The organism is Citrobacter sp. 506, from assembly GCF_050434985.1.
Lineage (GTDB): Bacteria > Pseudomonadota > Gammaproteobacteria > Enterobacterales > Enterobacteriaceae > Citrobacter > Citrobacter braakii.
In genome coordinates this window covers 83,158-108,354 of record NZ_JBNDJN010000007.1, presented here as the reverse complement: position 1 = coordinate 108,354, position 25,197 = coordinate 83,158, and the positions used below count along the sequence as shown (strand labels likewise).

At 51.8% G+C, this 25,197-nt stretch carries 28 protein-coding genes; 17 read left to right on the top strand and 11 right to left on the bottom strand.

Annotated elements, in window-relative coordinates; genetic code table 11:
- Positions 1-62: 62 nt before the first annotated feature.
- From cytR to ABIE10_RS21665, 8 genes are all read left to right on the top strand, one after another.
- Positions 63-1,088 carry a DNA-binding transcriptional regulator CytR gene (gene cytR, locus ABIE10_RS21700; RefSeq protein ID WP_016157916.1) on the top strand — a complete coding sequence of 342 codons (1,026 nt, stop codon included), beginning with the start codon at positions 63-65 and terminating at the stop codon, positions 1,086-1,088.
- 93 nt (positions 1,089-1,181) lie between these two features.
- Positions 1,182-2,156 (top strand): cell division protein FtsN, encoded by a 975-nt coding sequence (ftsN, locus tag ABIE10_RS21695; protein ID WP_072034024.1) that lies wholly within the window; start codon positions 1,182-1,184, stop codon positions 2,154-2,156.
- 91 nt (positions 2,157-2,247) lie between these two features.
- Entirely contained in the window at positions 2,248-2,778 is a 531-nt protein-coding gene (hslV, locus tag ABIE10_RS21690; RefSeq protein WP_003028805.1) for an ATP-dependent protease subunit HslV, read from the top strand.
- A 9-nt stretch (positions 2,779-2,787) separates the two neighbouring features.
- Complete coding sequence (gene hslU, locus ABIE10_RS21685; RefSeq protein ID WP_003028803.1) at positions 2,788-4,119, top strand: HslU--HslV peptidase ATPase subunit; 1,332 nt, start codon at positions 2,788-2,790, stop codon at positions 4,117-4,119.
- A 67-nt stretch (positions 4,120-4,186) separates the two neighbouring features.
- On the top strand, positions 4,187-5,116 hold the full coding sequence (gene menA / locus ABIE10_RS21680) for a 1,4-dihydroxy-2-naphthoate polyprenyltransferase (RefSeq protein ID WP_016157915.1): 930 nt from the start codon (positions 4,187-4,189) through the stop codon (positions 5,114-5,116).
- A 576-nt stretch (positions 5,117-5,692) separates the two neighbouring features.
- Positions 5,693-6,244 carry a hypothetical protein gene (locus ABIE10_RS21675; RefSeq protein ID WP_016157913.1) on the top strand — a complete coding sequence of 184 codons (552 nt, stop codon included), beginning with the start codon at positions 5,693-5,695 and terminating at the stop codon, positions 6,242-6,244.
- Positions 6,241-6,582, top strand: a complete 342-nt coding sequence (locus ABIE10_RS21670) for a putative T6SS immunity periplasmic lipoprotein (RefSeq protein ID WP_220137863.1) — start codon at positions 6,241-6,243, stop codon at positions 6,580-6,582. The genes ABIE10_RS21675 and ABIE10_RS21670 overlap by 4 nt, the downstream gene beginning before the upstream one ends.
- 12 nt (positions 6,583-6,594) lie before the next feature.
- Positions 6,595-7,095, top strand: coding sequence for an Hcp family type VI secretion system effector (locus tag ABIE10_RS21665; RefSeq protein WP_075848790.1), 501 nt, complete (start codon positions 6,595-6,597; stop codon positions 7,093-7,095).
- A gap of 265 nt (positions 7,096-7,360) precedes the next feature.
- On the opposite strand, the gene ABIE10_RS21660 is transcribed toward ABIE10_RS21665, so the two are convergent.
- The gene (locus ABIE10_RS21660; protein WP_429157021.1) at positions 7,361-8,008 is read right to left on the bottom strand and encodes an Arm DNA-binding domain-containing protein; all 648 of its coding nucleotides are present in this window, start codon (positions 8,006-8,008) and stop codon (positions 7,361-7,363) included.
- A gap of 237 nt (positions 8,009-8,245) precedes the next feature.
- Between ABIE10_RS21660 and rraA the strand changes: the two genes are divergently transcribed.
- Positions 8,246-8,731, top strand: coding sequence for a ribonuclease E activity regulator RraA (gene rraA, locus ABIE10_RS21655; RefSeq protein ID WP_008787034.1), 486 nt, complete (start codon positions 8,246-8,248; stop codon positions 8,729-8,731).
- 42 nt (positions 8,732-8,773) lie between these two features.
- Here rraA and ABIE10_RS21650 read toward each other — a convergent pair whose 3' ends face one another.
- From ABIE10_RS21650 to zapB, 3 genes are all read right to left on the bottom strand, one after another.
- A complete protein-coding gene (locus ABIE10_RS21650) occupies positions 8,774-9,163 on the bottom strand; it encodes a hypothetical protein (protein ID WP_316147142.1) in 390 nt (129 codons plus the stop codon).
- Positions 9,164-9,206: 43 nt separating this feature from the next.
- Positions 9,207-9,584, bottom strand: coding sequence for a hypothetical protein (locus ABIE10_RS21645; RefSeq protein ID WP_223307973.1), 378 nt, complete (start codon positions 9,582-9,584; stop codon positions 9,207-9,209).
- 92 nt (positions 9,585-9,676) lie between these two features.
- On the bottom strand, positions 9,677-9,922 hold the full coding sequence (gene zapB / locus ABIE10_RS21640) for a septal ring assembly protein ZapB (RefSeq protein WP_019077914.1): 246 nt from the start codon (positions 9,920-9,922) through the stop codon (positions 9,677-9,679).
- A gap of 428 nt (positions 9,923-10,350) precedes the next feature.
- Between zapB and ABIE10_RS21635 the strand changes: the two genes are divergently transcribed.
- The 4 genes from ABIE10_RS21635 (at position 10,351) to fpr (ending at position 14,715) form a co-directional block, all read left to right on the top strand.
- Positions 10,351-11,196, top strand: a complete 846-nt coding sequence (locus ABIE10_RS21635; RefSeq protein ID WP_016155255.1) for an MIP/aquaporin family protein — start codon at positions 10,351-10,353, stop codon at positions 11,194-11,196.
- Between the two features lie 22 nt (positions 11,197-11,218).
- Positions 11,219-12,727: a glycerol kinase GlpK gene (gene glpK, locus ABIE10_RS21630; protein ID WP_016155254.1), complete on the top strand. Its 1,509-nt coding sequence runs from the start codon at positions 11,219-11,221 to the stop codon at positions 12,725-12,727.
- Between the two features lie 135 nt (positions 12,728-12,862).
- The gene (glpX, locus tag ABIE10_RS21625) at positions 12,863-13,873 is read left to right on the top strand and encodes a class II fructose-bisphosphatase (RefSeq protein WP_016155253.1); all 1,011 of its coding nucleotides are present in this window, start codon (positions 12,863-12,865) and stop codon (positions 13,871-13,873) included.
- Positions 13,874-13,968: 95 nt separating this feature from the next.
- Positions 13,969-14,715, top strand: coding sequence for a ferredoxin--NADP(+) reductase (gene fpr, locus ABIE10_RS21620; protein ID WP_016157907.1), 747 nt, complete (start codon positions 13,969-13,971; stop codon positions 14,713-14,715).
- 38 nt (positions 14,716-14,753) lie between these two features.
- On the opposite strand, the gene ABIE10_RS21615 is transcribed toward fpr, so the two are convergent.
- The gene (locus tag ABIE10_RS21615; protein ID WP_047497573.1) at positions 14,754-15,185 is read right to left on the bottom strand and encodes a DUF805 domain-containing protein; all 432 of its coding nucleotides are present in this window, start codon (positions 15,183-15,185) and stop codon (positions 14,754-14,756) included.
- Between the two features lie 100 nt (positions 15,186-15,285).
- On the opposite strand from ABIE10_RS21615, the gene ABIE10_RS21610 reads away from it, so the two are divergent.
- Both ABIE10_RS21610 and tpiA read left to right on the top strand, forming a co-directional pair.
- Positions 15,286-15,882 carry a YiiQ family protein gene (locus ABIE10_RS21610; protein ID WP_049282363.1) on the top strand — a complete coding sequence of 199 codons (597 nt, stop codon included), beginning with the start codon at positions 15,286-15,288 and terminating at the stop codon, positions 15,880-15,882.
- 111 nt (positions 15,883-15,993) lie between these two features.
- Positions 15,994-16,761 carry a triose-phosphate isomerase gene (tpiA, locus tag ABIE10_RS21605; RefSeq protein ID WP_003028783.1) on the top strand — a complete coding sequence of 256 codons (768 nt, stop codon included), beginning with the start codon at positions 15,994-15,996 and terminating at the stop codon, positions 16,759-16,761.
- Positions 16,762-16,843: 82 nt separating this feature from the next.
- Here the strand turns inward: tpiA and ABIE10_RS21600 are convergent, their stop codons facing one another.
- The 6 genes from ABIE10_RS21600 to cpxP form a co-directional block, all read right to left on the bottom strand.
- Complete coding sequence (locus ABIE10_RS21600) at positions 16,844-18,148, bottom strand: SLC13 family permease (protein ID WP_047497568.1); 1,305 nt, start codon at positions 18,146-18,148, stop codon at positions 16,844-16,846.
- A gap of 73 nt (positions 18,149-18,221) precedes the next feature.
- Positions 18,222-18,971 carry a CDP-diacylglycerol diphosphatase gene (locus tag ABIE10_RS21595; RefSeq protein WP_019077918.1) on the bottom strand — a complete coding sequence of 250 codons (750 nt, stop codon included), beginning with the start codon at positions 18,969-18,971 and terminating at the stop codon, positions 18,222-18,224.
- Positions 18,972-19,075: 104 nt separating this feature from the next.
- A complete protein-coding gene (sbp, locus tag ABIE10_RS21590; RefSeq protein WP_016155247.1) occupies positions 19,076-20,065 on the bottom strand; it encodes a sulfate/thiosulfate ABC transporter substrate-binding protein Sbp in 990 nt (329 codons plus the stop codon).
- Positions 20,066-20,271: 206 nt separating this feature from the next.
- Positions 20,272-21,234: a 6-phosphofructokinase gene (gene pfkA, locus ABIE10_RS21585; RefSeq protein WP_003028778.1), complete on the bottom strand. Its 963-nt coding sequence runs from the start codon at positions 21,232-21,234 to the stop codon at positions 20,272-20,274.
- Positions 21,235-21,419: 185 nt separating this feature from the next.
- Positions 21,420-22,322 carry a CDF family cation-efflux transporter FieF gene (fieF, locus tag ABIE10_RS21580; protein WP_016155246.1) on the bottom strand — a complete coding sequence of 301 codons (903 nt, stop codon included), beginning with the start codon at positions 22,320-22,322 and terminating at the stop codon, positions 21,420-21,422.
- Between the two features lie 147 nt (positions 22,323-22,469).
- Positions 22,470-22,970, bottom strand: coding sequence for a cell-envelope stress modulator CpxP (gene cpxP, locus ABIE10_RS21575; protein ID WP_016155211.1), 501 nt, complete (start codon positions 22,968-22,970; stop codon positions 22,470-22,472).
- Between the two features lie 150 nt (positions 22,971-23,120).
- Here cpxP and cpxR point away from each other — a divergent pair, with 150 nt between their 5' ends.
- Together cpxR and cpxA are read left to right on the top strand one after the other, a co-directional pair.
- On the top strand, positions 23,121-23,819 hold the full coding sequence (cpxR, locus tag ABIE10_RS21570) for an envelope stress response regulator transcription factor CpxR (protein WP_006686193.1): 699 nt from the start codon (positions 23,121-23,123) through the stop codon (positions 23,817-23,819).
- Complete coding sequence (gene cpxA, locus ABIE10_RS21565; protein ID WP_016155210.1) at positions 23,816-25,189, top strand: envelope stress sensor histidine kinase CpxA; 1,374 nt, start codon at positions 23,816-23,818, stop codon at positions 25,187-25,189. The genes cpxR and cpxA overlap by 4 nt, the downstream gene beginning before the upstream one ends.
- The last annotated feature ends 8 nt before the right edge of the window (positions 25,190-25,197 follow it).

The window sequence follows — 25,197 nt, the reverse complement described above, 5'->3', positions numbered from 1 at the left end:
GTTTCAGATGAAGGCTATTCAAGGACGAGTCTGTGCCAGCAGCTCTCTGGCGAGGAGAAAGAGTGAAACCGAATAAGCAGGTTGCCGCCGCTACGATGAAAGATGTTGCTCTGAAGGCGAAAGTCTCAACGGCAACCGTATCCCGCGCGTTAATGAACCCGGACAAAGTCTCGCAGTCAACCCGTAACAAGGTTGAACAGGCTGCGCTGGAAGTGGGATATTTACCCCAATCAATGGGACGCAACGTTAAGCGTAATGAATCACGTACCATTCTGGTGATTGTGCCGGATATCTGCGATCCGTTTTTTAGCGAAGTGATTCGCGGCATAGAAGTGACCGCCGCTGAGCAGGGATATCTGGTGCTTATCGGCGACTGCGCCCACCAGAATCAGCAGGAAAAGACCTTCCTCAACCTCATTATCACCAAGCAGATCGATGGCATGGTGCTGCTCAGTTCGCGCCTGCCGTTTGATGCCAGCGTGGAAGAGCAGCGCAACTTGCCGCCGATGGTCATGTCCAACGAGTTCGCGCCAGAGCTGGAACTCCCCACCGTGCACATTGATAACCTCACCGCCGCCTTCAACGCGATGAACTATCTGCTGGAACTGGGGCATAAACGCATTGGCTGTATCGCCGGACCAGAGGATATGCCGCTGTGCCATTACCGTCTGCAAGGTTACGTTCAGGCATTGCGTCGCAGTGGAATTACGGTCGATCCGCATTTCATCGCGCGTGGTGACTTTACCTATGAAGCGGGAGCCAATGCGCTTAAGCAACTCCTTGAGCTTCCACAGCCACCTACTGCGGTCTTTTGCCACAGCGATGTCATGGCGCTGGGGGCACTCTCTTACGCCAAACGTCAGGGTCTGAAGGTACCTGACGATTTATCCATCATTGGCTTTGATAATATTTCGCTCACGGAATTTTGTGATCCACCCCTGACAACCGTCGCACAGCCGCGTTTCGATATCGGACGTGAAGCTATGCTGTTACTGCTCGATCAACTACAAGGTCAGAACGTCAGCAGTGGCTCACGTTTACTGGACTGCGAGCTTATTATTCGGGGCACTACCCGGGCACTGACGTAAAGTAAAGTGCTTTCGGACTCCCCTGTCTGGTCAAAGGCCCGCCGCTTAAGTAACATGGCGGGCTGACGAACGAATAAATACAGCGAAACGATAGTGGCACAACGAGATTATGTACGTCGCGGCCAACCGGCACCTTCGCGGCGCAAGAAGAGCACATCACGGAAAAAACAACGCAATACGCCTGCGGTATCGCCCGCTATGGTTGCTATTGCTGCAGCCGTACTCGTGACCTTTATCGGTGGTCTGTACTTCATTACGCATCACAAGAAAGAAGAGTCCGAAACGCTGCAAAACCAGAAAGTCACCGGTAATGGCATCCCGCCAAAACCGGAAGAGCGCTGGCGATACATCAAAGAGCTGGAAAGCCGTCAGCCTGGCGTACGTGCGCCTACCGAACCGTCTGCAGGCGGCGAGGTACTGAACGCCGATCAGCTTACCAATGAGCAGCGCCAGTTGTTGGCGCAAATGCAGGCCGATATGCGCCAACAGCCAACGCAGCTCAACGAAGTACCGTGGAACGAACAAACTGCTGAACAACGCCAGCAAACGCTGCAGCGTCAGCGTCAGGTGCAACAGCAGCAGTGGAATAACACCCAACAGCAGGCTCAACAGCCGCGCCAACGGGTAACGGAACAGCCGAACCAGCAGCAGCAAACGCGTACTGCGCAAGCCGCACCGGTACAGCAGCCGAAGGCGCAGCCAAAACCGGCGGCCCAACAGCCGTATCAGGATCTACTGCAAACACCTGCGCATACCACCGCCGCTCAGCCGAAAACGCAGCCGGCCGCGCCGATAACGAATGAAACGCAGCCGCCAAAACAGACGGCGGAGAAAAAAGATGAACGCCGCTGGATGGTACAGTGCGGCTCATTTAAAGGCGCTGAGCAGGCAGAAACCGTGCGCGCGCAGTTGGCTTTTGAAGGCTTCAACTCACGTATTACCACCAATAACGGCTGGAATCGCGTGGTCATTGGTCCGGTCAAAGGCAAAGAGAATGCCGACAACACCATCAGCCGCCTGAAAGTTGCTGGTCACACAAACTGCATTCGACTCGCCACTGGGGGTTGAAACCCCCAAAATCCCCCCCATCTATACTTGCATTACGCCCCGCATACTGCGCGGGGCCTGTGTTTTGCATTTGTAACCAAGGGGTCTGCTCGTGACAACAATAGTAAGCGTACGCCGTAACGGCCATGTGGTAATCGCCGGTGATGGTCAGGCCACACTGGGTAACACCGTAATGAAAGGCAACGTGAAGAAAGTCCGCCGTCTGTACAACGACAAAGTCATCGCGGGCTTTGCGGGCGGTACTGCGGATGCATTCACGCTGTTTGAACTGTTTGAACGCAAGCTGGAAATGCACCAGGGTCACCTGGTGAAAGCTGCCGTTGAACTGGCAAAAGACTGGCGTACTGACCGTATGCTGCGCAAACTCGAAGCGCTGCTGGCCGTTGCGGATGAAACTGCATCACTCATCATCACCGGTAACGGCGACGTCATCCAGCCAGAAAACGATCTGATTGCCATCGGCTCCGGCGGTCCCTACGCCCAGGCTGCTGCACGCGCTCTGCTGGAAAACACTGAGCTTGGCGCACGCGAGATTGCTGAGAAAGCGTTGGATATTGCAGGGGATATCTGCATTTATACCAACCACTTCCATACCATCGAAGAATTGAACTCCAAAGCGTAAGGATCCCCCATGTCTGAAATGACCCCACGCGAAATTGTCAGCGAACTGAACAAACACATCATCGGCCAGGATAACGCTAAGCGTTCCGTGGCGATTGCCCTGCGTAACCGCTGGCGCCGCATGCAGCTCAACGAAGAGCTGCGCCATGAAGTTACGCCGAAAAACATTCTGATGATTGGCCCAACCGGCGTTGGTAAAACCGAAATCGCCCGTCGTCTGGCAAAACTGGCCAACGCGCCGTTCATCAAAGTTGAAGCAACAAAATTCACCGAAGTCGGCTATGTTGGTAAAGAAGTTGACTCTATCATCCGCGATCTGACCGATGCTGCCATCAAAATGGTCCGCGTTCAGGCCATCGAGAAAAACCGCTTCCGTGCCGAAGAGATGGCGGAAGAGCGCATTCTCGACGTGCTGATCCCACCGGCTAAAAATAACTGGGGACAGTCAGAGCAGCCGCAGGAACCTTCTGCAGCGCGTCAGGCGTTCCGTAAAAAACTGCGTGAAGGCCAGCTGGATGATAAAGAGATCGAAATCGATCTCGCGGCCGCACCGATGGGCGTTGAAATCATGGCGCCTCCGGGAATGGAAGAGATGACCAGCCAGCTACAGTCCATGTTCCAGAACCTGGGCGGTCAGAAGCAAAAACCGCGTAAGCTGAAAATCAAAGACGCGATGAAGCTGCTGATTGAAGAAGAAGCGGCCAAACTGGTGAATCCGGAAGAGCTGAAACAGGAAGCTATCGACGCCGTTGAGCAACACGGAATCGTGTTTATCGACGAAATCGACAAAATCTGTAAGCGCGGCGAATCCTCCGGCCCGGACGTGTCCCGTGAAGGCGTACAGCGCGACCTGCTGCCGCTGGTTGAAGGCTGCACGGTCTCCACTAAACACGGTATGGTGAAAACAGACCACATTCTGTTTATCGCCTCTGGCGCATTCCAGGTAGCGAAACCGTCTGACCTGATCCCGGAACTGCAGGGTCGTCTGCCGATTCGTGTCGAGCTGCAGGCGCTGACCACCAGCGATTTTGAGCGTATCCTTACCGAACCGAATGCCTCCATCACCGTCCAGTACAAAGCGCTGATGGCGACCGAAGGTGTGGACATCAACTTCACCGAATCGGGCATTAAACGCATTGCCGAAGCGGCCTGGCAGGTCAATGAAACCACCGAAAACATCGGTGCACGTCGTCTGCATACCGTTCTCGAGCGTCTGATGGAAGATATTTCCTATGATGCGAGCGATTTAAACGGCCAAAGCATCACAATTGATGCCGAATATGTGAGCAAACATCTGGATGCGCTGGTCGCAGATGAAGATCTGAGCCGTTTTATCCTATAATCGCGTTCAATGCATTTTCATCACTGTTGATGGGGCTGATAAAGCCCCATTTTTATTGGCGCTAAATATGACTGAACAACAAAAAATTAGCCGCTCACAAGCCTGGCTGGAAAGTTTACGACCTAAGACCTTACCGCTCGCCTTCGCGGCGATCATCGTCGGTACGGCATTAGCATGGTGGCAAGGATACTTCGATCCGCTGGTTGCTCTGTTGGCATTGATTACAGCAGGACTGCTGCAAATTCTGTCCAACCTCGCTAACGACTATGGCGATGCCGTCAAAGGCAGCGACAAGCCCGATCGCATTGGACCGCTGCGTGGTATGCAAAAAGGGGTTATCACCCAACAGCAGATGAAGCGTGCGCTGATCGTCACCGTGGTGTTGATCTGTCTGTCGGGTCTGGCCCTGGTTGCTGTGGCCTGTCACACGCTGGCGGATTTTGTCGGTTTCCTGGTACTTGGGGGCCTGTCGATTATCGCGGCGATCACCTACACCGTGGGTAATCGCCCTTACGGATATATCGGTCTGGGCGATATTTCCGTGCTGGTATTCTTTGGCTGGCTTAGCGTGATGGGAAGCTGGTATCTGCAGGCGCATACGCTGATTCCGGCGCTGATTCTGCCTGCCACCGCCTGTGGCCTGCTGGCAACTGCCGTGCTCAACGTCAACAACCTGCGCGATATCAACAGCGACAGAGAGAACGGCAAGAACACGCTGGTAGTACGTTTAGGTGCCGTCAATGCCCGCCGCTACCATGCCTGCCTGCTGATGGGTACGCTGGTCTGCCTGGCGCTGTTTAACCTGTTTTCGCTACAAAGTCTGTGGGGATGGCTGTTTATCCTTGCCGCTCCGCTGCTTTTCAAACAGGCGCGTTACGTGATGCGCGAAATGGATCCTGCGGCAATGCGTCCGATGCTGGAACGCACCGTAAAAGCGGCGCTATTAACTAACTTGCTGTTTGTCGTTGGAATTTTCTTAAGTCAGTGGTCTCTTTAACTGACAAATATCAATTAACAATTTCAATTTTTAGAATCGCATAACGCCTCGCAACCCTTACAAATAGAGGGTCGCGAGGTTTTTCCATGTTTTTTATATTTTCCGGGGATACCTCGGGGATACCAACGAACGGTAAACACCGTGATCTATAAGTACTAAAATCAGCGTTTCCCAGCTTACTTAACCGATCTCGGGGTCTGAAGCCCAACCGTACGAGAGCGTACGCTAAGTGCATTTTTTAATGCAGGTTGGGCGAGTAAAGAAAATGAGGGTTTTATTTACTTTTTCCATTAATGCCAGTATCCGTGCGGTTTCCGGCATTAACGGTCTTAATAAACCCAGTAATCAAATCAACGTAAACCTGACCGACAACGCCACGAATTTGTAGATTTAAATTCATAAGGTTACGTTTTTAGCGTCCGATCTCGTACGGTTGCCCCCCAAACCAGGGGGCTTAACGCTAGAAGCGGCGTAGCCGCAGTTTTTGACAATTTCGGATATTCCCCGCATTTTTTAACAGGAAAAAATTTACTTTAAGGCGTATTAAGGTGTTTTTACCAATGGATGATGTCTTCAATGATAAGGGAAATGAACGATATAGACCGGGGCGGGTTACGGCTGTTAACGCTTGGTGAGATTAACCTGGCCCGTACCCTCTACGCTTTCACCATCCGCTATAACGAAGTCTGGATCCACCGCAGCAGCTATCTACCTTTCAACCTCCAAAAGAACAACTACGCCATGACGCCCAACGGCGAGTTGTACTTTCAGGAAGGTACTTATGAGCCTGACTTTTCACAGCCGCATGTTAATAACGATCGCGTTAGTGGGCAGCATCTTTTTTTACATGAAATGATGCACGTCTGGCAGCATCAGCGCGGGATGATGGTAAGGATGCGGGGCCTGTTCTCTTGGGCAGTTGATTACTATTACACGTTGGATAAGGCCATACTCTTGGATTACGGCTTAGAGCAGCAGGCTGCAATGGTGGCTGATTATTGGCTGCTTAAAACGTATGGATTCGGCAACCGCTCTGATTTGTATCTCCTCAAGGATTACGATCCATCTGAGCCTGTCCTTAGCCTCATATCCCGCTATGAAAAAGTGTTAGGGAGGTTCCCGCATTGAAACACTACTTTCTCATTCCTGCCTTTTTTGCGCTGGCTGGGTGTGGCGCTGGCGATAGCGTTCCCCCATGGCGTAGTTTCCCCATTATAAATAATTCGCTTTGCTTCTCTGTTAATAAATCGGACGTTCTGAGCCGATACGGCGTTTATTCTGAGCAGGGGAATGAATACAAGACATTGGCGGAAAATTCGCATGTAGCTCTCTCCTATCCTGAAACGTGCTTAAAAATACCGATAACGCCGGGCTATATCTATGCAGCTTCATACACGTTGAACGGAAAGAATTACCGTTACAACTTTTTCATCGACAGAAACGGGCAAATATTAAGCACAAAATAAGGAAATCTATAAATGTCATTACCAGCTTATATGTATATTTATGATGAAAATGGACAGCTGATCAAAGGCAGTTGCATGGCGCAGGGCCGTGAGGGTGCAATTGAAATCATGAACAGCAGTTACGGTGTGTACCAAAACACATGCCGCAACACTGGTAAGCTGATGGGTTCGCGCGAACACAACGCTTTTACCCTGCACAAAGAGATTGATAAGACCTCGCCATATTTTGCGGTTGCAGTCTGCCAAAGTAAGCGGTTGCAAAAGGCAGTAATCCACTATTACGACATCAACGAGGCGGGTGTCGAATACGAGATTTACCGAATTACGCTTAACAACATCGTAATCATGTCCGTCAATGCTGCTCATGCTTATATGCCGGGTTCCCACACTCCGGGCATGATGGAAAATATAGCCATCACCTACTCAGGCATTGAGTGGTTTTATATCGAAGGGAATATCAAATACGACGATGACTGGAGCCGCCCGGTTGGTTACAACCAGCAGCAAAGGTAAATCGAATTGGCAGGCAGATCTGCTGAAAATAAAGACCACTTAGCAGACTGCCTGCAATACTCGTCGCTATTCCCGAACACGCTTACTTGCAATACGAGCGTACTTGGTCATCAAATCAACGTAAATCAAACCAATAATGCAACAACTTTATAGCCTGCTATAGCCCATTGTCTTACGGTATCAAGGGCCTTGAGCCAGCGGCCTAAATCATTATTTCTGATTTTAGTTGTTCTCCGTGTATTTCCATTCCAAAGCATTTTTGTACTTAAAATGGTTGTGGGCGGATCCGGTAACAATCTCCCGCCATCTTTATCACGGTAGCTATCATATGCATAGCGATAGACAGCACGCAGAACACGTGCCCATAAATCAGCCTGGGCTTTACTGCCTTTTTCTTCACGCCTGAACGGGCCACCAAACCATATGCCATGCCCGGTAATGATCTAGTGTCTCGTTTCCACCATTTCACACGTGATAGATGAAAGTTGAAGAGCCATCCAGTCACCAGAATAATTATTGATGGTGTCTTCATATTTTTCGCTGGTCGTTTTTTTATACGCCCGGTAGCCAACCGGGATTTGATGTACTCATCCAAAGCATCAGACAGCGTTACCGCCCATTTTTTCTCTTCACGCCGCCGTTCGTTCGGGTTACGCCGTGTGGTAGCTACTTCACTTAAGGCGCTATATGCCCGCTCTCTGGCCTGCTCAATAGTCATATCCGGGAACTTGCCCAACGTCACACGGTAAAATTTTACGTCGCGCTTTCGGGACACACAAAAACTTTTGCTGCCACTAGACGTAACGCGCAGCCGCAACTCATTAACGACACTATCAGCATATTCAAGGCGTTTGCCGGCATCAGGAACGGGGAGTTCCTGATGCACGGCTTTGGTGAATCTGATCGTTCTCATAGGGCTTTCTTTTATGCTCCAGCAATCTTCCGGAGATACCTCGGGGATACTTTTCAGAGGGAAATACGGGTAATTTCAGGTCATTATCGGCTGTTTTCAAAATCAGTAATCACCTGTTTTTCAATGAAAAATACGAATAGTTATTGATCTGGACACTAATTAACAATTGATGATTTTGCCAACAGTACACATAGCGCGATATACTAAAAATTCTCGCAGCAACTGAACGTTAAGCCTATGAAATACGATACATCCGAGCTTTGTGACATCTATCAGGAAGATGTCAACGTCGTGGAACCGCTGTTCTCTAACTTTGGAGGACGGTCGTCGTTTGGCGGACAAATCATCACGGTAAAATGTTTCGAGGACAACGGGTTGCTGTACGATCTGCTCGAACAAAATGGCCGTGGTCGCATTCTGCTGGTCGATGGCGGCGGTTCTGTCCGTCGTGCGCTAGTCGATGCCGAACTGGCGCGACTGGCCGTACAGAATGAATGGGAAGGTCTGGTCATCTACGGCTCAGTCCGCCAGGTAGACGATCTGGAAGAACTGGATATCGGCATTCAGGCGATTGCCGCAATTCCGGTAGGTGCTTCAGGAGAAGGTATTGGGGAAAGCGATGTGCGCGTCAACTTTGGCGGCGTGACATTCTTCTCCGGCGACCACCTGTACGCCGACAACACCGGGATAATCCTCTCCGAAGACCCGCTCGATATCGAGTAAGTGAAAAAGGCCATCAGCAAGTTTGATGGCCTTTTATTTTCTTCATTCATCCGATTTGTAGTGAATGACCTTAACATCATAATTCCCAGCTCTTGCTTCAACAACGACACTCATCATCTCACGACTTGCAGGATAAGATTCAACGTATGCGTTTAATTTTTCTTCTGCTCTGTGAATATCATTCTTAGGTATCCCCGTAAAAACTATTTCACTGCGTTGAAGATGGCTACCCTCATCTGTATGGCTTACAAAAAACCAGTCGTTGGATACCCTTGGAACCTGTTTAATCAATTTCGGCGTTAATAGCTGATAAATTAATAAATCATGCTGCGTATAGCATTTTTTTGTAAAGACACTCACCATGAAATAACAATAAAGCAGCGCAAAGAAAAGCATAAATGCAATAATAACACCTAATCGTCGAAACGTCATATACGGAGTTCCCGAACATAATTTGGATTCGCAACAGGTTTTATTACATCCATAAATAAGTGTAAGGCCAAAAATCCTGTAAGGATTCGAAACGATGTGACGTACTCAAGAATATAGACAAAGCAATACCTTGCAGAATTCGCTCCTGCAATCCTCGTCGCACCATGAATCTACGATATATACCAGTATTAATATTTAGACCGTGAATGCTTTTAGACATACTTTGATGGTAATTTACTTCATAAAATTCACTATCACCACCACGAGGTCTTGTCATTTCAAACCATAATTTTTCAGCGCCTGCCGGATTAGCGTGGCCTAAATCAATCCACCCTAGATTATCTGTATAGATAAGACCATATCTAATATCTCTGGTGATAAATCGATCCGAATTATCAATAATATCGTTTCTTTTTGTCATATCGTATTCTTTGAAATTTGAGAATTACGATATCCTAAAGTCTACATAGTAAAAAGGCATCCATTATGGATGCCTTTTTAAAGAAATCAGAATTAGACTTCTTCCATACGCCCCAACAGGGCATGCAGACGATCCTGCCAGCCATTCTGCTGTTCTTTCAGGTTGTTGTTCTCACGCTCCAGCTCTTCACGCTGCTGCTGTGCAGACTGAACTTCCTGCGACAGTGAGTTGTTCTTTTCTTTCAGCTCTTCGATTTCCATCTGCAACAGCGTGATGGTATCAATCGCCTGCTGTACTTTTGCTTCCAGTTTCTCAAACACTTCTAATGACATCGTCATACCTCTCCTGAATTGCAAGGCGTTGATGGATAAAAATCCTCGTCCCGATAACCGGCGACGCCTTAATAAAAACGAGCGCACTCTACTTAACACCGATTGTATGAAGCCGCGTCATCCCTGTCCAGCGGCATCCCGCGCAGATTGCGGTTTGCAACACTTTTCGTCTTTCTCCTGGTGACATTACTATCATAACTCTTAAGTGTTAACGAATTGATCATTGAAATGATTCAGCTCACACTATTTTTGTATAACAAATACCGCGAAATGGCGCGATAACGCTCATTTTGTTGATGGAGTACACACATTTTAATTTCGATATTTCTCGTTTTTGCGCGTTAACGATAAATTAACAGTGTGCCTACCGGCTCCGGGGATGTCAGTGACCTTCTCGCATACAATAAACATTAAACTCTCTTCAGGATCCGATTATGAGTCAAACATCAACCTTAAAAGGCCAGTGCATTGCTGAATTCCTCGGTACCGGGTTGTTGATTTTCTTCGGTGTGGGATGTGTCGCTGCACTCAAAGTTGCTGGGGCTACTTTTGGTCAGTGGGAAATCAGTATCATCTGGGGTCTGGGGGTAGCGATGGCTATTTATCTGACCGCAGGCGTTTCTGGTGCACACCTGAATCCAGCGGTAACCATCGCACTCTGGCTGTTCGCCTGTTTTGATAAACGCAAAGTTGCTCCTTTTATTATTTCGCAAATTGCCGGCGCCTTTTGCGCAGCGGCACTGGTTTACGGGCTTTATTACAATCTTTTCATCGATTTCGAACAAACTAACCATATCGTGCGCGGCAGTACCGAGAGCCTGGGTCTGGCAGGTACTTTCTCGACCTATCCGAACCCGCATATCAATTTTGTGCAGGCCTTCGCGGTTGAAATGGTCATTACCGCTATTCTAATGGGGCTGATTCTGGCTCTGACCGACGATGGTAACGGTGTACCTCGTGGTCCGCTGGCACCACTGCTGATCGGCTTGTTGATCGCCGTTATTGGTGCTTCCATGGGTCCGCTAACAGGTTTTGCGATGAACCCGGCACGTGACTTCGGACCGAAACTCTTCGCCTGGATGGCCGGATGGGGTGAGATTGCCTTCACGGGTGGTCGTGATATCCCTTACTTCCTGGTCCCGGTGTTTGGCCCGATTACCGGCGCGATTTTAGGCGCATGGGCATATCGCAAACTGATTGGTCGCCATTTACCGTGCGATGTCTGCGCGATTGAAGAGAAAGACGTTGCGACCAACACTCAACAAAAAGCTTCGCAGTAATGTGACTACGGGACAAATAATCATGACTGAAAAAAAATATATCGTTGCGCTCGACCAGGGCACCACCAGCTCCCGCGCGGTCGTAATGGACCACGATGCGAATATCGTTAGCGTTTCACAGCGCGAATTCGAGCAAATCTACCCGAAAGCAGGTTGGGTAGAACATGACCCAATGGAAATTTGGGCGACCCAAAGCTCCACGCTGGTAGAAGTTCTGGCGAAAGCCGATATCAGTTCCGATGAAATTGCAGCGATCGGTATTACCAACCAGCGTGAAACCACCATCGTCTGGGAGCGTGAGACCGGTAAACCTATCTATAACGCAATTGTGTGGCAGTGTCGTCGTACCGCGGATATCTGCGAAAAGCTCAAGCGCGACGGTATGGAAGAGTACATCCGTAATAACACGGGTCTGGTAATTGACCCGTACTTTTCCGGCACTAAAGTGAAGTGGATCCTCGACCACGTGGAAGGCTCACGTGAGCGCGCTCGTCGCGGCGAACTGCTGTTCGGTACGGTAGACACCTGGCTTATCTGGAAAATGACGCAGGGACGTGTACACGTAACGGATTACACCAACGCCTCTCGTACCATGCTGTTCAACATCCACTCCCTGGACTGGGATGACACGATGCTGGATGCGCTGGATATTCCGCGTGCAATGCTGCCAGAAGTGCGTCGTTCTTCTGAAGTGTACGGCCAGACCAACATCGGTGGTAAAGGCGGCATTCGTATTCCTATCTCCGGTATTGCCGGTGACCAGCAGGCCGCTCTGTTTGGCCAGCTGTGCGTGAAGGAAGGGATGGCGAAAAACACTTACGGTACCGGCTGCTTCATGCTGATGAACACTGGCGAGAAAGCCGTTAAGTCCGAAAATGGACTACTGACCACCATCGCCTGTGGACCGACCGGGGAAGTGAACTACGCGCTGGAAGGTGCGGTATTTATGGCTGGCGCATCCATCCAGTGGCTGCGCGATGAAATGAAACTCATCAGCGATGCATTCGACTCTGAATATTTCGCCACCAAAGTGAAAGATACCAACGGCGTGTACGTCGTTCCGGCATTTACAGGCCTTGGCGCACCGTACTGGGACCCGTATGCACGCGGAGCCATCTTCGGCCTGACCCGTGGCGTAAACTCCAACCACATCATCCGCGCAACGCTTGAGTCTATCGCTTACCAGACCCGTGACGTACTGGAAGCGATGCAGGCTGATTCCGGTATTCGCCTGCACGCCCTGCGCGTCGATGGCGGTGCGGTCGCCAACAACTTCCTGATGCAGTTCCAGTCCGATATTCTCGGCACGCGCGTTGAGCGCCCGGAAGTCCGCGAAGTCACCGCATTGGGTGCGGCTTACCTTGCCGGTCTGGCAGTAGGTTTCTGGCAGAATCTGGATGAACTGCAGGAGAAAGCGGTCATCGAGCGTGAATTCCGCCCGGGCATCGAAACCACCGAGCGTAATTTCCGTTACAGCGGCTGGAAAAAAGCGGTCAAACGCGCCATGGCGTGGGAAGATCACGACGAGTAATTCGTCATTGCCGGATGGCGACTTTACCTTGTCCGGCAATATCTTCGTGCGGGGGCAACCCCGCACACACATCAATAATCTAGTCCCCTCCCCTGTGCTACACTTCGCGCCATTCCTTTCAGCTACGAGTTTGCAATGAGACGAGAACTTGCCATTGAATTTTCACGCGTGACCGAAGCGGCCGCGCTGGCTGGCTATAAATGGCTGGGCCGCGGCGATAAAAATACCGCTGATGGCGCGGCGGTGAACGCCATGCGTATTATGCTCAACCAGGTCAACATCGACGGCACCATCGTGATTGGCGAGGGTGAGATTGATGAAGCGCCGATGCTGTTTATCGGCGAGAAAGTCGGAACCGGCCACGGTGATGCGGTCGACATCGCCGTCGATCCTATCGAAGGCACGCGTATGACGGCAATGGGCCAGGCGAACGCGCTGGCGGTGTTGGCTGTAGGCGATAAAGGCTGTTTCCTGAACGCGCCAGACATGTACATGGAAAAGCTGATTGTCGGTCCTGGCGCAAAAGGGTCCATCGACCTGAATCTGTCGCTGGAAACCAACCTGCGAAACATTGCAGCCGCGCTGAACAAACCACTGAGTGACCTGACCGTCACCATCCTGGCAAAACCACGCCATGACGAGGTTATTGCAGAGATGGCGAAACTGGGCGTGCGCGTCTTCGCCATTCCTGACGGCGACGTTGCGGCCTCGATTCTGACCTGTATGCCAGACAGCGAAGTGGACGTGCTGTACGGTATTGGTGGCGCACCGGAAGGCGTGGTTTCCGCGGCCGTCATCCGCGCGCTGGACGGCGACATGCAGGGCCGCCTGCTGGCGCGCCATGACGTCAAAGGCGACAGCGAAGAGAACCGTCGTATTGGCGAACAGGAACTGGCCCGCTGCACCGCGATGGGCATTGAAGCGGGCAAAGCGCTGCGTCTGGATGAAATGGCGCGCAGCGACAACGTCATTTTCTCCGCTACCGGCATCACCAAAGGCGATCTGCTGGAAGGGATTAGCCGTAAAGGCAATATCGCAACCACCGAAACGCTGTTGATCCGCGGCAAATCACGCACGATCCGCCGCATTCAGTCGATTCACTACCTCGATCGCAAAGATCCCGATGTGCAGGCGCACATCCTGTAATTGATTTGATCAATAGAGCCTTCCAGCCCATCCGGGCTGGAAATCTTTCGTCCAACGAACGAAGATAAGGCAATCAAAGCAGACAGGAGAAAACCATGGCAGATTGGGTAACAGGCAAAGTCACAAAGGTGCAGAACTGGACCGATGCCCTGTTTAGTTTGACCGTGCGAGCTCCGGTTCTTCCTTTCACTGCAGGTCAGTTCACCAAGCTTGGCCTTGAGATCGACGGTGAGCGCGTCCAGCGCGCCTATTCCTACGTGAATGCGCCCGATAACCCCGACTTAGAATTTTATCTGGTGACGGTTCCCGACGGCAAACTCAGCCCTCAACTGGCGGCGCTAAAGCCTGGCGATGAAGTTCAGGTGGTGAGTGAGGCCGCTGGATTCTTCGTGCTGGATGAAGTCCCTGATTGCGAAACGCTATGGATGCTGGCAACCGGCACGGCTATCGGCCCGTATTTGTCGATTCTGCAACTAGGCAAAGATCTGGGGCGCTTTAAAAATCTGGTGCTGGTCCACGCCGCACGCTATGCCGCCGATTTGAGCTACCTGCCATTGATGCAGGCGCTGGAAAAGCGCTACGAAGGTAAATTACGCATCCAGACGGTTGTTAGCCGTGAGACAGCCGTAGATTCGCTGACCGGGCGTGTACCGGCGCTGATTGAAAGCGGTGAACTGGAAAAGGCGGTAGGGCTGCCAATGGATAAAGAAACCAGCCATGTGATGTTGTGCGGAAATCCACAAATGGTACGCGACACGCAGCAACTGCTGAAAGAGACCCGGCAGATGACCAAACACCTGCGCCGTCGACCGGGCCATATGACTGCTGAGCACTACTGGTGAGGGTTGCCGGGCGGCGCTTGCGCTTCTCCGGTCGACAACTACTGGCGCTCGGCTTTGTACTTTACGTCCTGCGTATCCTTACCATATTTATTTTCGTCCTGGGTGCCAATGAACGCGCCCAGATCGATGAGCATGCCGACCAGAATGAGCGTCGGAACAAAGCGACCAACCGCCCATTGCCAGACGCCGGGTAACATCGTCCAATTTCCGGCCAGCAGCATCCACGCCAAAATCATCAGCAGCGCCCACGCTCCAGAACGTCCCCGATCGTGCAGGCGTTTTACCGTCACTGCCGCCGTCGGCCATAGCAGACAAACCAGACAAAATGCCGCAGTCTGAATATCGAGTAATTGCTTGCTCGCCAGCGAGAACAGAACCAGCATTCCGACGATCCACAGACCTATCCAAATCCAGAAATCACGGCGCCCGATGCGCCCTTTAAATGAGAATAACCACTGCTGTATGGTCATGTAAGTTCCTTTATTATTACCTTCCAGAACAGTTTACCCTTTTGACAAGCCCGACAGTTACCGTTTTAATCGTGAGCAGTCATAACGAAAGGTACGATTGATGAAGCAAGGATTTACACTGTTTTTATTATTGTTTTCAGCCTTCACCGCGAGCGTTGCGGCACGGGCGGAAGAGCCATCGACGGCAACCACGGCCCCCTATTTACTGGCGGGTGCGCCGACCTTTGACCTGTCGATTAGCCAGTTTCGCGAAAACTTTAATACGCAGAATCCGAAGCTTATCCTGAATGAGTTCCGCGCCATCGACAGCAGCCGCGATCGGGCAAACCTCACCCGCGCGGCCAGTAAAATCAATGAAAACCTGTATGCGTCCTCCGCCCTTGAGCGCGGCACGCTAAAAATCAAAAGTATGCAGATAACCTGGTTGCCGATTCAGGGACCAGAACAAAAGGCGGCCAAAGCGAAAGCGCTGGAATACATGACCGCCGTCATTCGTACCGTCGCGCCGCTACTGACGAAAGAGCAGAGCCAGAAAAAGCTGCAAAAACTGCTCGCTGCCGGGAAAGGTAAACACTATTACGCCGAAACAGAAGGCGCAATTCGCTATGTTGTGGCAGATAACGGTGAAAAAGGGCTGACCTTCGCTGTTGAACCGATTAAGCTGGCACTATCAGATAGTCTTGAGAAGGCGAATTGATGACAAAAAGCAAAGCCTTTCCGCAGACGAATCTCTATACTGTTTCACAGACCATGCTGCCCTGACGGGCGGCCATATTCCTTAATTCGCTGACAAGCGTGGAGAAATGAAATGCGACATCCTTTAGTGATGGGTAACTGGAAACTGAACGGCAGCCGCCACATGGTAAACGAACTGGTTGCTAATCTGCGTAAAGAACTGGCTGGCGTTGCTGGCTGTGCAGTAGCAATCGCTCCGCCGGAAATGTATATCGACCTGGCGAAACACGCCGCTGCCGGTAGCCACATTATCCTGGGCGCGCAGAACGTTGACCTGAACCTGTCTGGCGCATTTACCGGTGAAACAAGTGCTGAAATGTTGAAAGATATCGGCGCGCAGTACATCATTATCGGTCACTCTGAGCGTCGTACTTACCACAAAGAGTCTGACGAGCTGATCGCTAAAAAATTCGCCGTGCTGAAAGAACAAGGTCTGACTCCGGTTCTGTGCATCGGTGAAACCGAAGCAGAAAACGAAGCGGGCAAAACTGAAGAAGTCTGTGCACGTCAGATCGACGCCGTTCTGAAAACTCAGGGCGCGGCAGCATTCGAAGGCGTCGTTATCGCTTACGAACCAGTATGGGCAATCGGTACCGGTAAATCTGCAACTCCTGCTCAGGCTCAGGCTGTTCACAAATTCATTCGTGACCACATTGCTAAAGCTGACGCGAAAATCGCTGAACAAGTTATCATCCAGTACGGCGGTTCCGTAAACGCAGCGAACGCAGCAGAACTGTTCGCTCAGCCGGACATCGATGGCGCGCTGGTTGGCGGTGCTTCTCTGAAAGCAGATGCCTTCGCGGTCATCGTTAAAGCAGCAGAAGCGGCTAAACAGGCGTAATGCTGTTGAGGCGGGTAGCGCTTCGCTGACCCGTCCTCCAAGACTGTAGGCCCGGTAAGCGTTAGCGCTACCGGGCTTTTTTTTACAACTTACCCAACACGCTAAACCACAGATAATCCAGCGGCAGAAGAAGCAGATATGTTGCCGTCGCCAGCGCGATACACAGCAGCATCCCCGCCCTCGCAGGCACTTTCCCAAGCGCCATCGCCACCACAATCGGCGAAGCCTGATACGGCAGTAGCGGTGTGGAATACCCCAATACCTGAATCATAATTACCGACAGCAGCGGGAACCCAGTCGCATCGGCAAAACTTTGCGCCAGAGTGGTATACAGCGCCGGAACGCCGTTCGCCGTCATAATAAAATTGAGTGCGGTGGTAATGCCGGTCAGCGCGAGAAAGCTGGTAAATGGTTTTTCCGCATCCAGCGGCATCACCTGTAACAGCGCCTCGCCCACTGCACTGCCAATGCCGGTCTGGGTAACGGTGATTGCCAACCCCAGAATCCCCGCCACGTAAATGCAGGTCCTGATATTTACCCCGGAGGAAAACTCGTCGCCATTGATAAAACCAATCCGTGGTAGCAGCGTGATAACCGCCGCCGCCAGCCCGGTCCACGCAGGCCCTATACCGTGCCAGCTTTCACTTACCCACAGCAGCAGCACCACTGCTAACATCCAGGCCAAGCGTTTTTCATCCCGGCTCATGGGTTCCGCTGGCGTGAGATCGCGCGGTGCGTGGGGCTTGCCAGGGAACAGCCAGCAGATAAGCATGATGAGCACCGCGCCTTTAAGCCAGCCCAGAACCGGCGTATGCAGCAGCAAATAGGGAAGATAATTGAGGTGGATGCCGTAAGAGCCTTCCGCCGCGCCGCTCATTACCAGATTTGGCACGTTAGCGGGTAAAATCGTCGCGGAAAGCTGGAACGTCCCAAACCCGACGGCCAGCGCCAGACCATACCAGGCGCGCGTACCCTCGTTAATTCCGGCACGCTTCGCCATTGCGGCAACAATCGGCATCAGCAGCGCAATACGCCCCATATTGGACGGCATCACAAACGCCAGCGCGTAACTGAGCAGCACCACGCTCGCCACCATTAACGGCCAGGAATCGGTCAATCGCGATGACAGCGCTCTCGCCGCCCTGTCCGCCAGCCCCGTTTTGCGAATCGCGATACCCAGCACAAAACCACTAAAGACCAGCCAGAATGCCGAAGACGCAAATCCGCCAAAGATCACATCCGCAGGTGCGATTTTGGCGACCATTGCTACGGCAAAGAACAGCAGCGCCGTTATAAACTCCGGCAGTAGCGACGTCGCCCAGAGCAGGATAGTAATGCCAACCACCAGAGAGGGGATAAACAAAGGGTGTGTAAGCCAGAGCGACATGCCTGTCTCCTGTTGTTTTTTTCAACAAGAATACGGGGACAGACATGCGGAGTAAATGCCAGATTAGGTGGGGTTAACGCAGAATATCACATTGATGATCCTGAATTTCCTCAGCGGAGGCGAGATTGAGCGACAACAGATTGCGCTGGGTCGCCAGCAGGACAAAGGACTCATCGCTCTGACGCACCATCGCCAGCGCATAGCTGCCCATGTGCTCACGCGCATCCGGCACCTCTTCTGCCAGCATCATAAACGGGCTGCGTTGCGCCAGTTCATTTTCCGTGACGCGACGCGCCAGATATTCATGACCGCGCAGCCCACCCGGTAATGGCAGCCAACGGGTGCTGATTTTCGCCAGATTGTCATCCAGCTGTTTTCTGACATCGGTTCGCAGGCAGGAGATATGAATATGCAGATGATTTTGCGTACGCCCACTACGCGAGTTAATGGTCAGCGATACCGCTTTGTCAGGGATTTCCTGACCGTATTTTTGGCTCATAAAGCTGCGCGCCTGCCAGGCCAGCCAGAAAAAGTTCGGCGTCCCTGATTTCAGCAGCAGCGGGCTTTCCGTTCCGTTGATGCGCCAGGTCGGCATCAACAGGTATTGCAGTGGGCCGTTACGATCTTTGAACACCACATATCCGGCATCCGGCTTCACTTCGGCGCACGGCGTGGGATCCTGCTGCTGCAACTGGTGCGGCAGGCATTGCTGAAGAACAATCTGGCGTAATGCGTCCGGGTTACCGGTGAATTTCCAGTACCCGATACCTGCAGCAGCGGCGACTACAATCACCGCCAGTAAAAGATAGCCTGCTTTTTTCATTACGCGTTCCCTGTATCTCATTGAAGGGCAAGAGTAACGCAAAACCATGACAAATAAAAAACCCGGTCGCGTTATGCCACCGGGTCGGTAAATCACAGACTTATTTAGCGCTTGCTGATCTGGTCAAACGTACCACCGTTAGAGAAGTGCTCTTTCTGCGCTTTCGTCCAGCCGCCAAACTCTTCGTCGATGGTGAACAGTTTCAGCTTCGGAAATGCATTTTCGTATTTCTTCGCAACGTCTGCATCACGCGGACGATAGTAGTTTTTCGCTGCAATTTCCTGACCTTCCGGAGAATAGAGATATTTCAGGTAGGCTTCCGCCACCGTTTTGGTGTCTTTCTTTTCCACTACTTTGTCGACCACGGAAACGGTCGGTTCCGCGAGGATAGATTCACTCGGCGTCACTATCTCGAATTTGTCTTTGCCCAGCTCGTTTGTCGCCAGCAGGGCTTCGTTTTCCCAGGCGATCAGCACATCACCGATACCGCGCTCAACGAAGGTATTGGTTGAGCCACGCGCACCGGAGTCCAGCACTTCAACATTCTTATACAGGGCCTTCACGAAGTCTTGTGCCTTGGCCTGATCGTTGTTGTTGTGGTGCAAGGCGTAGCCCCATGCCGCCAGATAGTTCCAGCGTGCGCCGCCTGAGCTTTTCGGGTTTGGCGTAATGACCGACACGCCTGGTTTGATCAGATCGTTCCAGTCATGAATTTGTTTGGGGTTGCCTTTGCGGACCAGGAAAACGATGGTGGAGGTGTATGGCGCGGAGTTATCCGGCAGACGCTTAATCCAGTTTTTATCGATACGACCACGTTCAGCAATGGCATCCACATCGTAAGCCAGCGCCAGCGTCACGACATCGGCTTCAATGCCGTTAATGACGGAGGTCGCTTGTTTACCCGAACCGCCGTGCGACTGGCGGATCACGACGTTGTCGCCCGTTTCCTGCTTCCAGTGCGCGCTGAAGGCCTTATTGTACTGCTCGTACAGTTCACGCGTTGGATCGTACGATACGTTAAGTAACTGAATATCCTTTGCCAGAACGCTGGTCGATGCCAGCAATAATGTTAACCCTACGCCCCATTTGTTCATCGCCCAGCTCTCTTATGTGGTGTTGTGATGAGCAAAGCGTGCCAGAAAGGTATCCAAACATTAAAGAATAAAAAAAGATTTGCTATAACTTGGGGGAATAAATGCGGGGAATTGTGCCGAATGGTGGTTAGCGGCTGATCAGGCCTACAAGTCTTTACAACCTGTAGGCCTGATGCGCTTAGCGCCATCAGGCGCGGAAAAAACAATCAGTACAGTTTTTTCGCGCAGTCCAGCCAGTCACCTTTGAACGGACGCTTCATGTTTTCAATCGCGTCGATGATGTCGTGGTGAACCAGTTGCTCGTTCTGAATACCTACACAGCGACCGCCGTGACCTGCCAACAGCAGTTCAATGGCATATGCGCCCATACGGGACGCCAGGATACGGTCGTAAGGCACCGGAGAACCACCACGCTGGATGTGACCCAGTACGGTTGAGCGCGTTTCACGACCCGTTTCTTTCTCGATGTAATGCGCCAGTTCGTCAACGTCACACATGTGCTCAGTGATCGCCACAATCGCGTGTTTTTTACCTTTCGCGATGCCTGCTTTGATTTCAGCAACCAGATCGTCACGGCTGAATTCCACTTCCGGAACCACCACGAACTCACAGCCGCCAGCAATGGCAGCCGCCAGAGTCAGATCGCCACAGTAGCGGCCCATCACTTCAACGATGGAAATACGCTGGTGAGAAGAAGAGGTATCACGCAGACGGTCAATCGCTTCGACTACGGTACCCAGAGCGGTGAAATAACCGATGGTGTAGTCGGTGCCTTTGATATCGTTGTCGATAGTGCCTGGCAGACCGATGCATGGGAAGCCCATTTCAGTCAGGCGTTTTGCCCCCATGTATGAACCGTCACCACCGATAACAACCAGTGCGTCAATGCCACGCTTTTTCAGGTTTTCGATAGCCACGGCACGCACGTTTTCGTCGCGGAATTCCGGGAAGCGGGCAGAACCGAGGAATGTACCGCCACGGTTGATCATGTCGGACACGCTGTAGCGGTCAAGTTGAACCATACGGTCTTCATACAAACCCAGGTAGCCATCATGGATCCCCATGACTTCCAGCCCTTCCGTCAACGCTGCACGTACAACACCACGGATTGCTGCGTTCATGCCCGGCGCATCACCGCCGCTTGTCAACACACCGATTTTCTTAATCATGACTACCTCTGAACTTTGGAATGCAAAATGAAATCTGCTGCCGGAAGTCGATTCCGCATATCGAAACGATCCAACGAATATGCAGATAGTATAACAATCACTTCCTGCTGAATTGATTCAGGTCAGGCCAAATGGTGGTAATTTATACACAAAATGCTGGCCCGGTTCACTTTTTTTACAACGAATTATAAAAGCTCAAACATCTTGCCTTCCTTGGGTACGACCGAACAGGGATCCTGATGAATGATGACATCCGATCCCGGGAAACGCCGTAAAATTGCCTGCTCTACCTGTTCAGCCACTAAATGCGCCTGAACGAGCGGCAGATTATCTTCCATTTCCAAATGAATCTGAATAAAGCGGGTCGGCCCTGACTGCCGCGTGCGAAGATCGTGAGCGCCGCTGACTCCAGGCCATGACGTCACAATATCAATAATTTCCTGACGTTCTTCATCGGGTAAAGCGCGATCCAGCAAAGACTGTACCGCCTCATAACCCATGCGTAATGCACTATATAAAATATAGATGCCAATCCCGAGCGCAAACAAGGCATCTGCGCGATGCCAGCCGTACCATGCCAGCCCAAGCGCTACGAGAATCGCACCGTTCATCATAACATCAGACTGATAATGAAGCATATCCGCCCTAACGGCCTGACTTTGCGTGCGCTTCACCACCCAGCGCTGAAACGAGACCAGAATGATTGTACACACTAACGCAATGATGGTGACAACCACCCCGACGCCAGGATCTTTCATTGGCGTGGGTTGGATGAGATGCTGAATCCCGGTCAGGAATAAAAACAGCGCCGAACCGGAAATAAACATGCTTTGCGCCAGCGCCGCCAGCGATTCCGCTTTTCCGTGTCCGAACGTATGTTCATCATCGGCCGGTTGCAAAGAATAGCGCACCACCAACAGGTTGGTTAACGACGCGGCGATGTCCACCAAAGAATCCACCAGCGCTGCCAGAATACTGACCGATCCGGTGTACCACCACGCAAAAATCTTGATCAAAAGTAACAGCGATGCCATCACGGTCGCCGCGATAGCCGCCCGGCTAACCAGCCGCCCATAGGTTTGATTCATAAACACTCCTGCCATGATATGCCGCTAGTATAACGGATGAAGTAAAACAGTCAGGCAATAACCGAGTGACAAATTTTGGGCAAAAAAAACCCCCACATCATGTGGGGGAAGACAGGGATGGTGTCTATGGCAAGGAAAACAGGGTTACTACTGGGAACGTGAGTTGCTACTACTCAATAAATTCAACGATGAGCTTTTTTTCCAGTGCGCTACGTCGCGCAGTTGCTCCATTCGTTGTTCATGTCTCTCATTTAAAACCGCTTGCTGCTCGGGCGTTAACAGGCGATACATCTGGTTGCGAACCTTGGCTATTTCAACCTGGCGGGCAACCTGTTCTTGCGCCATTCTTTCTGCCTGAGCGCGCACAGCGCGTTCATCAAATTTCTCTGCGGTGACAAGGCGATGCATTGTCTCCATTTCGCTAACATTAACAGGAGGCTGTTCGTGTCTTGCCTGCTGCATTAAATCTCGCATCTGTTGACGTTGATGTTCGGTTAAACTGATACCGTCGAACATGTGGCTCTGAACGCTGCGTTGCGCGGAGCCTTCACCCAGGTGCCAGTGATCGCCTGTGACGACTTCAGCTGCATGGCTTAAAGTACTCAGTGCCAGCGTTGAGGCCATGACGGCAGCGGTAACTTTGCCCATCACTTGCTCCCAAAATCTTTTCTGTCGCGATTCAACGAGAGACAGTTTACGATTCGGGCTGCAAACATGCGTCAGGGGGTGTAAAACAACGTAAAGTCATAGATTAGCGACGCCTGATGACGTAATTTCTGCCTCGGAGGTACGTAAACAATGAATAAAATCCTGTTAGTTGATGATGACCGAGAGCTGACTTCCCTGTTAAAGGAGTTGCTCGAAATGGAAGGTTTCGATGTGCTGGTTGCCTATGATGGGGAACAGGCGCTTGAGCTTCTGGATGACAGCATCGATTTACTTTTGCTCGACGTCATGATGCCGAAGAAAAATGGCATTGATACGCTGAAAGCACTTCGTCAGACACACCAGACACCCGTAATCATGCTGACCGCTCGCGGCAGCGAATTGGATCGCGTACTTGGCCTTGAGCTGGGCGCGGACGACTATTTACCCAAACCGTTTAACGACCGTGAACTGGTCGCGCGCATCCGCGCTATTTTGCGTCGCTCACACTGGAGCGAACAGCAGCAGAACAGCGACAACGGTTCGCCGACTCTGGAAGTGGATGCGTTAAGCCTTAATCCGGGTCGCCAGGAAGCCAGCTTTGACGGGCAAACCCTGGAATTAACCGGCACCGAATTCACCCTGCTCTATTTGCTGGCACAGCATCTCGGTCAGGTGGTTTCGCGTGAACACCTGAGCCAGGAAGTGCTGGGCAAACGCCTGACGCCTTTTGATCGCGCGATCGACATGCATATCTCGAACCTGCGTCGTAAGCTGCCAGAACGTAAAGACGGACACCCGTGGTTTAAAACCCTGCGCGGTCGCGGCTACCTGATGGTCTCCGCTTCATGATAGGGAGCTTAACCGCACGCATCTTTGCCATCTTCTGGTTGACGCTGGCACTGGTGTTGATGTTGGTACTGATGTTACCCAAGCTTGATTCACGCCAGATGACCGAGCTACTGGATAGCGAGCAGCGCCAGGGGTTGATGATTGAGCAACACGTTGAAGCTGAACTGGCGAACGATCCACCCAACGATTTGATGTGGTGGCGTCGCTTGTTTCGGGCGATAGACAAGTGGGCGCCGCCAGGACAGCGGTTATTGCTTGTTACGACGGAAGGACGTGTGATCGGCGCAGAACGCAACGAAATGCAGATCATTCGTAACTTTATTGGTCAGGCCGATAACGCCGACCATCCGCAAAAGAAAAAATACGGTCGCGTTGAGATGGTCGGGCCTTTCTCCGTCAGAGACGGCGAAGATAACTACCAGCTGTATCTCATTCGACCTGCCAGCAGCTCACAATCTGACTTTATCAATCTGTTGTTCGACCGACCGCTGTTGTTGCTGATTGTCACCATGTTAGTCAGCTCTCCACTACTGCTCTGGCTTGCCTGGAGCCTGGCGAAACCGGCGCGTAAGTTGAAAAACGCGGCAGATGAAGTGGCCCAGGGCAACCTGCGTCAGCATCCGGAACTGGAAGCCGGTCCGCAGGAATTTCTGGCGGCAGGCGCCAGCTTTAACCAGATGGTGACGGCGCTGGAGCGAATGATGACCTCGCAGCAACGCCTGCTGTCGGACATCTCCCACGAGTTGAGAACGCCGTTGACGCGTCTGCAGTTGGGCACCGCGCTGCTGCGCCGTCGTAGCGGTGAAAGCAAAGAGCTGGAGCGTATTGAAACAGAAGCGCATCGACTGGACAGCATGATCAACGACCTGCTGGTGATGTCACGCAATCAGCAGAAAAACGCGCTGGTCAGTGAAACGGTGAAAGCCAATCAGCTGTGGGGCGAAGTGCTGGATAACGCCGCCTTTGAAGCCGAGCAGATGGGTAAATCACTCACGGTGAATTTCCCGCCGGGCCCGTGGCCGCTGTATGGCAACCCAAATGCGCTGGAAAGCGCGCTGGAAAACATTGTGCGCAATGCCCTGCGTTATTCACACACGCAGATTGAAGTTGGCTTCGCGGTGGATATCGATGGGATTACCATCACCGTCGACGACGATGGCCCGGGCGTTAGCCCTGAAGACCGAGAACAGATTTTCCGTCCGTTCTATCGTACCGATGAGGCGCGCGATCGCGAGTCTGGCGGAACAGGTCTGGGTCTGGCGATTGTTGAAACCGCAATCCAACAGCATCGTGGCTGGGTGAAAGCCGAAGACAGCCCGCTGGGTGGTTTACGGCTGGTAATTTGGTTGCCGCTGTATAAACGCGCTTAACAGGCTTC